Below are 11,751 nucleotides of genomic sequence, written 5' to 3'. Positions count from 1 at the left end.
TGCTGGGTTGCGACCAGCCCAAGACGGCCCGCACATGACCGACAGCCCGCTTTTCAGGGGCGCGGGGAACTGCGCGACCAGCCCCCACCGGCGGCCAGACGAAACGACACCCGCCGGAGCCACGCGGCGGAGCCGCAAAATGTCACAGCCGGGGAGGGGTGGGGTGGGGGAATGGAACCCCCAGACCCCGACCGCCTCAGCTCTTGCTCGGCGTCCCGTTCTCCGACGGCGTCGGAGCATCCGCCTCGGCGGCGGGGGTGTCGGCAGGCGCAGCCCCCGACTCCGGATCCGGCGTCGGCTTCGCCTCCGCGTCGGCGGGCTCGGCGGAATCAACCGACTCCGCGGAGTCCGACGCACCCGGCTCCACGATCTCCTCGCGCCCCGGCCGCACCCGCGCCGAGATCACGATGTACGTCACCGCGAGGACGAAGACCGTGATCGCCGTCCAGTCGTTGAGGCGCAGGCCCAGCACATGGTGGGCCTCGTCGACGCGCATGTACTCGATCCAGCCCCGGCCCACGCAGTACGCCGCGACGTACAGCGCGAACGCCCGCCCATGGCCCAGCTTGAAGCGGCGGTCGGCCCAGATGACGAGGAAGCCGACGCCGAGGCACCACAGGGACTCGTACAGGAAGGTCGGGTGGTACGTGCCCGCCACCCGGTTCGTGCCCTCGGTGATCTTCAGCGCCCAGGGCACATCCGTGGGCTTGCCGTACAGCTCCTGGTTGAACCAGTTGCCCCAGCGGCCGATGGCCTGGGCGAAGGCGATACCGGGGGCCAGCGCGTCGGCCCAGGCCGGCAGCGGGATGCCCCGGCGGCGGCAGCCGATCCACGCGCCCACGGCGCCGAAGGCGATCGCGCCCCAGATGCCGAGTCCGCCCTGCCAGATCTTGAAGGCGTCGACCCAGTCCTCACCGTCGCTGAAGTACAGCTGGTAGTCGGTGATGACGTGGTAGAGGCGGCCGCCGACGAGGCCGAAGGGCACCGCCCAGACAGCGATGTCGGCCACGGTGCCGGCTTTGCCGCCCCGGGCGATCCAGCGCTTGTTGCCGTACCAGACGGCGACGAAGACACCGATGATGATGCAGAACGCGTAGCCGCGCAGCGGGATCGGTCCGAGGTGGATCACGCCGGTCGACGGGCTGGGAATGAAAGCGAGGTTCATGGCAGGGTCGACGCTACCTTGCCGGGCGGGCACGCGGACCACCCACCCGGCAACTTATGAGTAACGAGCTGCCGGAGAGCGGCTACGAGGCCGCCGGGACGGGCACCGCCCCCGTCGTCGAGGCCGCCCCCGAAGGCGCCCCCGAGGGGTGCTTCTTCGCCTTCGTGGCGCTGTGCGAACCCGTCGTCGCCATACCTGACTTCGCGCCCACGCCCGCGCCCGGGTGCGCGGGCCCGCCCCGTCCGTCGCCGGAATCCGCACCCGGGGCCGGAGAAGCCGAACCGGTCGCCGAACCCGTCGCCGCACCCGGCGTCGGCTTCCCCGGCTGCTTGCCCTTGTTCGCCTCCGCCACCCACTTCTTCAGGTTCGCGGGGCTGATCTGCTCGCTGCCCTTCTGCGGGAAGACCGACTCCCCGTTCAGCTGGACCGTCGGCGTTCCGTTGAACCCGCCGTTCTGGAACGCGTCGTTCGACTTGGCCACCCAGCTGTTGTGCCTGCCGTCCTGCACGCACGCGCGAAAGCCCGCCGTGTCCAGGCCCGGGACCTTCCCGGCCAGCTCGATCAGCTTGGCGTCCTTCGCGTACGCGTCGTCCGTCTCCTGCGGCTGGTTCGTGTAGAGCACGTCGTGGTACTCCGGGAACTTCCCGGCGTCCTGCGCGCAGCCCGCCGCGTTCGCCGCGTGCAGCGAGCCGCTACCGCCGAGGTTGCGGTCGATGAGGGTGGCGAGGTGGTACTGGACACGGATCTGGCCGCTGTTCTCCAACTCGTGGATCGTGGGCCTGAAGCTCGTCTCGAACGCGGCGCAGGCCGGGCAGCGGAAGTCCTCCCAGACGGTCAGGGTGGACGGCGCGTCGGACGCGCCCACCGGGATCGCCAGGCTGTCCTTGCCGTCGGCTCCGGAGGGCGCCATCACGGGGCCCGCCGCCTTCTTGCCGCTGCCGCCGCCCTTGGTGTTCGCCGCGATCACGCCGATCACCGCGGCCAGCCCCAGCACGCACACCACCGCCGCGCCGACGATCATCGTGCGTCGCCGCCGGTCGTGCGCCCGCTGCCGCTCGCGCTCCTCGGCCAGTCGTTCGCGGGCCGTTCGTTTGCCTTCTTGGTTCTTCTCGCTCACACCCGCAGCAACGAACCGGGGAGGCACCCACGTGCCTCCCCGGTCCCAGATCCACCCGTACGAGCTAACGCGCTCCGCACCGCAACGACCCCGTGGAGGTTACGGAACGTCACGGCGCACGGCCCGCACCCCTACGGCGTACGGCGTACGCCCCGGGCGAGTTCACCCGCGAGCTCCCGCACCGCCGCGAGCCCGCTCGCGTGGTCCGGGGCGTCCAGGAGCCGCTGCACGAACGCCGAGCCGACGATCACACCGTCGGAGAAGGCTGCGACCTCGGCCGCCTGGGCCGCGTTGGAGACGCCGAGCCCGACGCACACCGGCAGTTCAGTGGTCGCCCGGGTCCGCCGCACCAGGTCCTCGGCCTGCGCGCCGACCGACGCGCGCGTGCCCGTGACGCCCATCAGGGACGCCGCGTACACAAAGCCGGAACCGGCGGCGGTGATCTGCGCGAGCCGTTCGTCCTTGCTGCTCGGCGCGACCACGAAGACCGTGCCGAGGCCGTGCTTGTCGGCGTGCTCGCGCCACAGCGCGGACTCCTGGACCGGCAGGTCGGGCAGGATGCACCCGGCGCCGCCCGCCTCGGCCAGCTCGGCGGTGAAGCGCTCCACGCCGTACCGGTCGATGGGGTTCCAGTAGGTCATCACCAGCACCGGCTTGCCGGTCGCCGCGTACGCCTCGCGGACCGTGCGCAGCACGTCGGCGATCTTCACCCCGCCCTTGAGCGCGATGTCGTCGGCGGTCTGGATGACCGGCCCGTCCAGCACCGGGTCGCTGTGCGGCAGACCGACCTCGACCACGTCGGCGCCGCCGTCGAAGACGGCCTTGATCGCCTCGATGCCGCCGTCGACGGTCGGGAACCCGGCCGGCAGATACGCGATGAGCGCGGCCCGGTCCTCGGCCTTCGCCTTGGCCAGGGTGTCGCTCAGCAGTTGCACGTTCCCGCTCACTTCGCGTCCCCCTCGGCCCCGTTGTCGTACAGCCCGAAGTAGCGGGCCGCCGTGTCCATGTCCTTGTCGCCCCGGCCGGACAGGTTGACCAGGAGCAGCCCGTCCTTGCCCAGCTCCCGGCCGACTTCGAGGGCGCCCGCGAGGGCGTGCGCGGACTCGATCGCCGGGATGATGCCCTCGGTGCGCGACAGCAGCCGCAGCGCCTGCATCGCCGCGTCGTCGGTCACCGCGCGGTACTCGCCGCGGCCGATGTCCTTGAGGTAGGAGTGCTCGGGCCCGATGCCCGGGTAGTCCAGACCCGCCGAGATCGAGTAGGGCTCGGTGATCTGGCCCTCCTCGTCCTGGAGTACGTACGAACGCGAGCCGTGCAGGATGCCCGGCTCGCCCGCCGTCAGCGTCGCCGCGTGCTCGCCGGTCTCGATGCCGTGCCCGGCGGGCTCGCAGCCGATCAGGCGGACGCCCGCGTCGGGGATGAAGGCGTGGAAGAGCCCGATGGCGTTGGAGCCGCCGCCGACGCACGCCACGGCCGCGTCCGGGAGCCGTCCGGCGCGCTCCAGGATCTGGCGGCGGGCCTCGACGCCGATGACCCGGTGGAAGTCGCGGACCATGGCCGGGAACGGGTGCGGGCCCGCGACCGTGCCGAAGAGGTAGTGCGTACGGTCCACGTTGGCGACCCAGTCGCGGAACGCCTCGTTGATGGCGTCCTTCAGGGTGCGGCTGCCGGACTTCACGGGGACGACCTCGGCGCCGAGCATCCGCATCCGGGCGACGTTCAGCGCCTGGCGCTCGGTGTCGACCTCGCCCATGTAGATGGTGCATTCGAGGCCGAACAGGGCGCAGGCGGTGGCGGTGGCCACGCCGTGCTGGCCCGCTCCCGTCTCGGCGATGACCCGCGTCTTGCCCATGCGCCGGGTGAGCAGCGCCTGGCCGAGCACGTTGTTGATCTTGTGCGAGCCGGTGTGGTTCAGGTCCTCGCGCTTGAGGAAGACCCGGGCGCCGCCCGCATGCTCGGCGAACCGGGGCACCTCGGTCAGCGCGCTCGGCCGGCCGGTGTAGTTGACCATGAGGTCGTTGAGCTCGGCCGCGAAGGCGGGGTCGGCCTTGGCCTTCTCGTACTCGACGGCGACCTCGTCCACGGCGGCGACCAGGGCCTCGGGGATGAACTTGCCGCCGAAGATGCCGAAGTAGCCCTCTTGTGTGGGGACTTGACCCTCCGGGTCCGGGATGAAGAACTCGTGCTCGTGGGGCATGGGGATACCTCCCAGGGGGCCGTCTCGGCCCCGGGTCCTGTGTGGTGGCGTCTTGTCGCGTACGCCGAGCGCCGTTCGGGTGCGCGTTGATCCCGCGTCCGACCGCCGTCGTGGGCTGGTCGCGCAGTTCCCCGCGCCCCTGAAAGCCGCTCAGCTCAGCGGCGACGCCATCGCATCCCGTTGACCTGGCCCGGCTCCGAGCCGATTACGTACCGCACGCGTCGCCCGTGCACCCGGCGTGCGGGGGCGCGGCAGCCGCGCGGGCGGCAGCCGGGCATCAGACCCAGCGGCGCGCAGCGCCTCCACTCGGGGCGGCGGCGGGTGACGGGCGGGCGGGCGGAAATCGGCATCGGGGGGTCAGCTCCGCCCGTGCCGCAGGGCCGGGTGGGCGCCGGCGGCCACCAGGTCGGCGACGGCCGCCCGGGGGTCCTTGCCGGTGACCAGGGACTCGCCGACCAGGACGGCGTCGGCGCCCGCGTTGGCGTACGCGATCAGGTCGTGCGGGCCGCGCACGCCCGACTCGGCGATCTTCACGATGTGCGAGGGGATCTCGGGGGCGACGCGCTCGAACGTGGTGCGGTCGACCTTGAGGGTCTTGAGGTTGCGCGCGTTGACGCCGATGATCTTCGCGCCCGCGTCGACGGCCCGCTCGACCTCCTCCTCGTCGTGCACCTCGACCAGCGGGGTGAGCCCGATGGACTCGGCCCGCTCGATCAGGGAGACCAGGGCGGGCTGCTCCAGGGCGGCCACGATCAGGAGCGCCAGGTCGGCCCCGTACGCGCGGGCCTCCCACAGCTGGTAGGCGGTGACGATGAAGTCCTTGCGCAGCACCGGGATGTCGACCTTGGCGCGAACGGCCTCCAGGTCGGCCAGCGAGCCGCCGAAGCGGCGCTGCTCGGTGAGCACGGAGATGACGGCGGCGCCGCCCGCCTCGTAGTCGGCGGCCAGGCCCGCCGGGTCGGCGATGGCCGCGAGCGCGCCCTTGGAGGGGCTGGAGCGCTTGACCTCGCAGATGACCTTGACACCCTCGCCGCGCAGAGCCGCGACGCCGTCCCGAGCCTGGGGCGCCTTGGCGGCGCGCTCCTTGAGCTCGTCGAGGCCGACCCGCGCCTGCCGCTCCGCCAGATCGGCGCGGACGCCCTCGATGATCTCGTCGAGCACACTCACGCGAGCGGCCCCCTTCCGAAACGGTGGTGACGTTGACGATCGGCCGGGATCAGCCACCACGATGGTATCCGCACCTGGCCGCCGACCTCACATCCGGTTGACGTCCGTCCCACTGTGCGGACAGCCGGGACATGCGCAGATATACGGAATGTCACGGTGCGAGCACAGACCCGAACGGTAGATTCCGGACAACCGAGAAGATCACCAGAACCACTCCGATGCCCCACCAGTGGGCGTCCTTGAGGTCGATACGGAACGGCAGCCCGCGCGCCGAACGGGTGGCCCAGAGCGTCCACAGGACGGCGAAGAGCAGATAGCCGACGACGGCGAGCGCGTTGGCCCCCAGCGCCGCGCCGAAGTGCCCGGTGATGAAGTCGTGGGCGCTGCGCAGACCGCCGCAGCCGGGGCAGTAGATCCCGGTCAGCCGGTACAGCGGGCAGACGGGGTAGTGGCCCGGCTCGTTCGGGTCGACCGTGCCCACGTACGCGAAGGCCGCGCCGACCGCGGCGAGGGTGCCGAGCGGCACGAGCAGCCGGCGTGCCGGGGCGGGGGCCGCTGCGGGTCTCGGGGTCTCGGTGGCGTCCACCCGGCGATTGTCCCCGTTCGCCGGGAAGGGCGCAGCCCCGACGTCCCCGTTCACGCGGAAAGGCGCGGCCCCGTCGGGACCGCGCCTCACCTGCGTACTGCGGATTCTCAGCGGGCCTCGGCGAGGCGGGCGCGGGCCTTGAGGCCGGCCTCCTCGCGGGCGCGCGCCATCTCGGGGGTCTCCTTGGGGGTGCCCATTCCGGCCATCTTCATGATCCCGCCGACCACCGCGCCGAGCACGGTGAGGGCCGTACCGGCCCAGAAGCCGATCGGGTTGCCGGCGACGATGAAGACCGAAGCCGCACAGAAGCCGATGAAGGAGATGATGACACCGGTCCAGGCGGCCGGGGTGTGTCCGTGGCCGCCGCTGCTGCCCGCCATGAGTTGCTCCTCGTTGGTGAATCTCTGGGTCGACTGGCCGGTCGCTCTGTCCCGGGGACGCCGACCGCTCATCGACCATTGTCGCGCACCCGCGCGCGTGCCCTCGGCCGGGGGTGGCCGCCGTGGGGCAGCTCACACGCCGGTCGGGTCCTCGCCCCGGTCCAGCGCCTTCCACAGCTCCTCGGGCCGGTCCGGGTCCTTCACCGGGCGGGGCTTGCGCGCCCGGGGGCTGCCGTCGCGCTCGTAGCGGCCGCCCATGGCGGGCCAGTTCGCGCCGAAGCGCAGCGCAAGGAGCCCGGCGATCAGGATGAGGAGCCCGCCCGCGAAGGTCACGTACGGCCAGGCGGTGTGGGTGAGGCCGCCGATGGTCGCGGCGGCGTCGCCGCTGGTGCGGGCCGCCTTCTCGTCGAGTGCCGCACTGTTGTCGGCGCCGAGGAAGGCGGCGACCGAGGCTCCGGCGCCGCTCAGCGCCAGCATCGCGGAGACCAGGAGGCGCCCGGCCCGGCGGACCGCGAAGACCGCGACCAGGGCCGCGAGGCCGACTATCGCCAGGGCGGCGGGGACTCCGGTCACGTTCTGCCCGGTGGCGTGCAGCGGCACCGTGCCGCCCCCGACGGCCGCGTGGCCCTTGGCCCAGGTCTGCCCGGAGGCGAGCAGGACGACGGCGGCTCCGGCGGCGCCGAAGAGCAGGGCGGCGGCGAGGGTGCGGCGGCCGCCGCCACGGTGGGGCGACGCGGATTCGGCACGCGGCTGGGGTACGGGAACGGCACTCACGTACTCCACTATCGCCTGCGGCGCACGGATCTTGTCACCCGGGGCCGCGTAATGGCGCGATTTCGCGCCGCCCGCCAGCCGGAGTCAACCCCTCGATCGGGCAAGGGCCGGCCCGGGTCCGGCAAGCGATCCGCCATCGGCGCGTCATCGATCCTCCCGCAAGGCAAAGCGGAGGTAGATAGTCCAGCCCTCATCTTGTTGACATGAGCCGGTCACCCCTAGGTTCACGGGCGGTCCGTGCCGCGCACCACGCGTCACGCCCGGAACGGCGCACTCGCACGTACTCCCTGGTTCACCCACCTCCCGGAGGAACTAAGTTGCGCAGAAACCTCTCCCCCACCGCCGTGGCCGCCTCGCTGGCCGCGGCCGCGCTCGCCCTGGCGACTCCCCTGGCCCAGGCGGCGCCGAGCTCCTCGCACGGCGTGACGACCGCCCGCTCCTGTGCGCTCCCCACGCACAAGGACGTCATGGCCTGCAAGGCGCTCAAGGTGACCGGCGGCACGCTTCGGTCGGCGAACGCCGAGCGCTCCCTGACCGCCGCCGCCGCGCCCTCGGGCTACGGCCCGGCCTCGCTCCAGTCGGCGTACAAACTGCCGTCCGCCACGGCCGGTTCGGGGCAGACCGTCGCCATCGTCGACGCGTACGACGACCCCAAGGCCGAGTCCGACCTGGCCGCCTACCGCTCCCAGTTCGGCCTGTCCGCCTGCACCACCGCCAACGGCTGCTTCAAGAAGGTCGGCCAGAGCGGCACCAGCAAGCTGCCTCGGGCCAACTCCGGCTGGGCCGAGGAGATATCCCTCGACCTCGACATGGTCAGCGCGGCCTGCCCCAACTGCAAGATCCTGCTGGTCGAGGCGAGTTCGGCGAGCATGACCAACCTGGGCGCGGCCGTGAACACCGCGGTCTCGCTGGGCGCGAAGTACGTCTCGAACAGCTACGGCGGCGGCGAGTCGTCCTCCGACACGTCGTACGACTCCTCGTACTTCAACCACCCGGGCGTCGCCATCACCGTCAGCTCCGGTGACGGCGGCTACGGCGTGGAGTACCCGGCCGCCTCCCGCTATGTCACCGCCGTCGGCGGCACCTCGCTCAGCTCGGCCTCCAACAGCCGGGGCTGGAGCGAGTCGGTGTGGAGCGGCGCGGGGTCCGGCTGCTCGGGCTACGACGCGAAGCCGAGCTGGCAGAAGGACACCGGCTGCGCGAAGCGCACGGTCGCGGACGTGTCGGCCGTGGCCGACCCGGCCACCGGTGTCGCCGTGTACGACACGTACGGGACGGACACGGGGTGGGAGGTGTTCGGCGGTACGTCGGCGTCGTCTCCGCTGATCGCCGCGGTGTACGCGTTGGCGGGCGCGCCCTCGTCGGGCTCGACCCCGTCGTCGTTCCCGTACGCGCACACGTCCTCGCTCAACGACGTGACCAGCGGGTCGAACGGCAGCTGCTCGCCGGCTTACCTCTGCTCGGGTGGCAGTGGGTACGACGGGCCGTCGGGGCTTGGTACGCCTAACGGGACCGCTGCGTTTACCGGTTGACCGTTCGGGTGCGGACCGGTGGGGGCTGGTCGCTCCCCCAAGTTCTCGACTCCGCTCGAACAGGGGGGACCCCCATCGCGGCGGAGCCGCACAATGACACAGCCCCGCGCCCCTTGGAGGGCCCTGACGGGCCCATCAAGGGGGGGCGGGTCAGCCGCTGATCCTGTTCGCCGTGTGTACCGCTCGCAGTACCGCCGCCGCCTTGTTGCGGCACTCGTTGTCCTCCGCCACCGGGTCGGAGTCGGCCACCACGCCGGCTCCGGCCTGGACGTATGCCGTGCCGTCGCGGAGCAGGGCGGTGCGGATGGCGATCGCGGTGTCGGAGTCGCCCGCGAAGTCGAGGTAGCCGACGCAGCCGCCGTAGAGCCCCCGGCGGCTGGGCTCCAGCTCCTCGATGATCTGCATCGCGCGCGGCTTGGGCGCCCCGGACAGGGTCCCGGCCGGGAAGCACGCGGTGAGGACGTCGAAGGCGGTACGGCCCGGGGCCACCCGGCCCGTCACGGTCGACACGATGTGCATGACGTGCGAGTACCGCTCGATGGACATGAAGTCGACGACCTCGACCGAGCCCGGCTCGCAGACCCGGCCCAGGTCGTTGCGGCCCAGGTCCACCAGCATCAGGTGCTCGGCCCGCTCCTTGGGGTCGGCGAGCAGTTCCTCGGCGAGGTCGTGGTCCTCCTGCGGGGTGGCGCCCCGGTGCCGGGTCCCGGCGATCGGGTGCACCATCGCCCGCCCGTCCTCGACCTTGACCAGCGCCTCGGGGCTGGAGCCCACGACGTCGAAGCCGTCGAAGCGGAAGAGATATATGTACGGGGACGGGTTGGTGGCCCGCAGCACCCGGTAGACGTCGAGCGCGCCCGCGTGGCACGGGGTCTCGAACCGCTGCGAGGGCACCACCTGGAAGGCCTCGCCGGCCCGGATGCGCTCCTTGATGTCCTCGACGGCGTCCTGGTAGGCCGGGCCGCCCCACAGCGCGGTGTACTCGGGCAGCTCCGACTTCGGCAGCGCCACGGGGGCGTACTCGACCGGCTTGGCCAGGTCCGCCTCCATCGCGTCGAGACGGGCGACGGCGTCCGCGTACGCCTCGTCGACGCCCGTGTCGAGGTCGTTGTGGTTGATCGCGTTGGCGATCAGGAGCACCGAGCCGTCCCAGTGGTCGAGGACGGCGAGGTCGGAGGTGAGCAGCATCGTCAGCTCGGGCAGCTTGAGGTCGTCGCCGCCGTGCTCGCCGATCTTCTCAAGCCGCCGCACGATGTCGTAGCCGAGGTAGCCGACCATGCCGCCGGTGAACGGGGGCATCCCGGCCACCAGGTCGCGCGGGGTGTGCAGCGCCTCGACCGTGGCCCGCAGGGCGGCCAGCGGATCACCCGACGTGGGGACGCCGACCGGCGGGGTGCCGAGCCAGTGGGCCCGGCCGTCGCGGGCGGTGAGGGTGGCGGCCGAGCGGACGCCGACGAACGAGTAGCGCGACCAGGACCGGCCGTTCTCGGCCGACTCCAGCAGGAACGTGCCGGGGCGCTCGGCGGCGAGCTTGCGGTACAGCCCCACCGGGGTGTCGCCGTCCGCGAGGAGGCGGCGGCTGACCGGGATGACGCGGCGGTCCACGGCCAGCTTGCGGAAGGTTTCGAGATCCATGCCGCCCGACCCTACTGACCGGCGGCGGGCAACAGCACGTCGGCGTCGAAACACGTCCGGTTACCGGTGTGGCAGGCGGCCCCGACCTGGTCGACCTTGACGAGCAGCGTGTCCGCGTCGCAGTCCAGCGCGACGGACTTGACGTGCTGGAAATGCCCCGAGGTGTCGCCCTTGACCCAGTACTCCCCACGGCTGCGCGACCAGTACGTGCAGCGGCCGGTGGTCAGCGTGCGGTGCAGGGCCTCGTCGTCCATCCAGCCGAGCATGAGCACCTCGCCGGTGTCGTACTGCTGGGCGATGGCCGGGACCAGACCATCGGCGCTGCGCTTGAGGCGGGCGGCGACGGCGGGGTCGAGATTGCTGGTCATGGGTCCATTGTGCCGTGGCGCGGGCGGTCGGCGGGCTGGGGGTCCCTCCCTGCTCGAACGAAGTTGAGAGCTTGGGGGAGCGTCCACTGGGCGGACCGGGCCCACGGTCGTACGCTGACCCCCATGTCGACCCATGCCAAGCGTGAACGGCTTCTGCTCGCCGATCTGTTGGAGGCGGCGGGCCCGCAGGCCCCGACCCTGTGCGACGACTGGACCACCCGGGACCTCGCCGCCCATCTGGTCGTGCGCGAGCGCCGGCTGGACGCGGCGGGCGGGCTCCTGGTCGGCGCGCTCAAGGCGCGGCTCGACCGGGTGCAGGCGGAGTTCGCCGCGAAGCCGTACGAGGAGCTGATCCAGCTGATCCGTACGGGGCCGCCGAAGTTCTCGCCGTACAGCCTCAAGCAGGTCGACGAGGGGGCGAACGCGGTGGAGTTCTACGTCCACGCCGAGGACGTCCGCCGGGCGCAGCCCGACTGGACCCCGCGTGAGCTGGATCCGGTGTTCTCGGACGTGCTGTGGTCGCGGCTGGAGAAGATGGCGCGGCTGATGGGGCGGCGCTCGCCGGTCGGCCTGGTACTGCGCCGTCCCGACGGCCAGACGGCGGTCGCGCGCCGGGGGACGCCGGTGGTGACGGTCACCGGCGAGCCCGGGGAACTGGCCCTGTTCGCGTCGGGCCGCCAAGCCGCGGCGGCGGTCCAGATCGAGGGCGACGAGGACGCGGCGGCGAAGGCGCTGGAAGCGAAGCTGGGGGTCTGAACTCGTTCGTCTGCGGACCGTGTGTGGTTGCGCGCGCAGTTCCCCGCGCCCCTGAAGGAGGGCCCGAAGGGCCC

At 72.2% G+C, this 11,751-nt stretch carries 13 protein-coding genes; 2 read left to right on the top strand and 11 right to left on the bottom strand.

The genetic code is table 11. The features are described from left to right. Nucleotides 1-196: 196 nt before the first annotated feature. The 9 genes from lgt to ACGFRG_RS10630 form a co-directional block, all read right to left on the bottom strand. Nucleotides 197-1,165, bottom strand: coding sequence for a prolipoprotein diacylglyceryl transferase (gene lgt, locus ACGFRG_RS10670; protein WP_361432761.1), 969 nt, complete (start codon nt 1,163-1,165; stop codon nt 197-199). Nucleotides 1,166-1,247: 82 nt separating this feature from the next. Beyond that, the gene (locus tag ACGFRG_RS10665; protein WP_393263094.1) at nt 1,248-2,282 is read right to left on the bottom strand and encodes a DsbA family protein; all 1,035 of its coding nucleotides are present in this window, start codon (nt 2,280-2,282) and stop codon (nt 1,248-1,250) included. A 131-nt stretch (nt 2,283-2,413) separates the two neighbouring features. Then, complete coding sequence (trpA, locus tag ACGFRG_RS10660) at nt 2,414-3,229, bottom strand: tryptophan synthase subunit alpha (RefSeq protein WP_361432756.1); 816 nt, start codon at nt 3,227-3,229, stop codon at nt 2,414-2,416. Beyond that, nucleotides 3,226-4,479 (bottom strand): tryptophan synthase subunit beta, encoded by a 1,254-nt coding sequence (gene trpB / locus ACGFRG_RS10655; RefSeq protein WP_361432753.1) that lies wholly within the window; start codon nt 4,477-4,479, stop codon nt 3,226-3,228. Before trpB ends, trpA begins: the two co-directional genes overlap by 4 nt. A 155-nt stretch (nt 4,480-4,634) precedes the next feature. Then, nucleotides 4,635-4,757, bottom strand: a complete 123-nt coding sequence (gene trpM / locus ACGFRG_RS10650) for a tryptophan biosynthesis modulator TrpM (protein ID WP_393263312.1) — start codon at nt 4,755-4,757, stop codon at nt 4,635-4,637. 79 nt (nt 4,758-4,836) lie between these two features. Continuing rightward, nucleotides 4,837-5,646 (bottom strand): indole-3-glycerol phosphate synthase TrpC, encoded by an 810-nt coding sequence (gene trpC / locus ACGFRG_RS10645; protein ID WP_188274162.1) that lies wholly within the window; start codon nt 5,644-5,646, stop codon nt 4,837-4,839. A gap of 151 nt (nt 5,647-5,797) precedes the next feature. Further along, on the bottom strand, nt 5,798-6,232 hold the full coding sequence (locus ACGFRG_RS10640; protein WP_361432751.1) for a DUF2752 domain-containing protein: 435 nt from the start codon (nt 6,230-6,232) through the stop codon (nt 5,798-5,800). Nucleotides 6,233-6,339: 107 nt separating this feature from the next. Further along, the gene (locus ACGFRG_RS10635) at nt 6,340-6,612 is read right to left on the bottom strand and encodes an HGxxPAAW family protein (protein ID WP_361432748.1); all 273 of its coding nucleotides are present in this window, start codon (nt 6,610-6,612) and stop codon (nt 6,340-6,342) included. Nucleotides 6,613-6,744: 132 nt separating this feature from the next. Continuing rightward, nucleotides 6,745-7,395, bottom strand: a complete 651-nt coding sequence (locus ACGFRG_RS10630) for a TIGR02234 family membrane protein (protein WP_361432746.1) — start codon at nt 7,393-7,395, stop codon at nt 6,745-6,747. 308 nt (nt 7,396-7,703) lie between these two features. Here ACGFRG_RS10630 and ACGFRG_RS10625 point away from each other — a divergent pair, with 308 nt between their 5' ends. After that, the gene (locus tag ACGFRG_RS10625; RefSeq protein ID WP_361432743.1) at nt 7,704-8,918 is read left to right on the top strand and encodes a S53 family peptidase; all 1,215 of its coding nucleotides are present in this window, start codon (nt 7,704-7,706) and stop codon (nt 8,916-8,918) included. A gap of 150 nt (nt 8,919-9,068) precedes the next feature. On the opposite strand, the gene ACGFRG_RS10620 is transcribed toward ACGFRG_RS10625, so the two are convergent. Continuing rightward, nucleotides 9,069-10,553 carry an anthranilate synthase component I gene (locus ACGFRG_RS10620; protein WP_393263090.1) on the bottom strand — a complete coding sequence of 495 codons (1,485 nt, stop codon included), beginning with the start codon at nt 10,551-10,553 and terminating at the stop codon, nt 9,069-9,071. 11 nt (nt 10,554-10,564) lie between these two features. After that, nucleotides 10,565-10,921, bottom strand: a complete 357-nt coding sequence (hisI, locus tag ACGFRG_RS10615) for a phosphoribosyl-AMP cyclohydrolase (RefSeq protein WP_361432739.1) — start codon at nt 10,919-10,921, stop codon at nt 10,565-10,567. Nucleotides 10,922-11,044: 123 nt separating this feature from the next. Here hisI and ACGFRG_RS10610 point away from each other — a divergent pair, with 123 nt between their 5' ends. Then, nucleotides 11,045-11,677, top strand: a complete 633-nt coding sequence (locus ACGFRG_RS10610) for a TIGR03085 family metal-binding protein (RefSeq protein ID WP_361432737.1) — start codon at nt 11,045-11,047, stop codon at nt 11,675-11,677. Nucleotides 11,678-11,751 lie beyond the last annotated feature (74 nt).

The sequence above is a fragment of the Streptomyces sp. NPDC048696 genome, from assembly GCF_043198895.1.
Classification (GTDB): Bacteria; Actinomycetota; Actinomycetes; order Streptomycetales; family Streptomycetaceae; genus Streptomyces.
Note: the sequence above shows the minus strand (reverse complement) of the source record. Positions and strands in the feature narration are given on the sequence as shown.

Coding starts and splice junctions, on each gene's coding strand:
- hisI (WP_361432739.1), bottom strand. CDS start 10,921: ATGACCAGCAATCTCGACCCCGCCGTCGCCGCCCGCCTCAAGCGCAGC.
- ACGFRG_RS10610 (WP_361432737.1), top strand. CDS start 11,045: ATGTCGACCCATGCCAAGCGTGAACGGCTTCTGCTCGCCGATCTGTTG.
- trpM (WP_393263312.1), bottom strand. CDS start 4,757: ATGCCCGGCTGCCGCCCGCGCGGCTGCCGCGCCCCCGCACGCCGGGTG.
- lgt (WP_361432761.1), bottom strand. CDS start 1,165: ATGAACCTCGCTTTCATTCCCAGCCCGTCGACCGGCGTGATCCACCTC.
- ACGFRG_RS10620 (WP_393263090.1), bottom strand. CDS start 10,553: ATGGATCTCGAAACCTTCCGCAAGCTGGCCGTGGACCGCCGCGTCATC.
- ACGFRG_RS10635 (WP_361432748.1), bottom strand. CDS start 6,612: ATGGCGGGCAGCAGCGGCGGCCACGGACACACCCCGGCCGCCTGGACC.
- trpB (WP_361432753.1), bottom strand. CDS start 4,479: ATGCCCCACGAGCACGAGTTCTTCATCCCGGACCCGGAGGGTCAAGTC.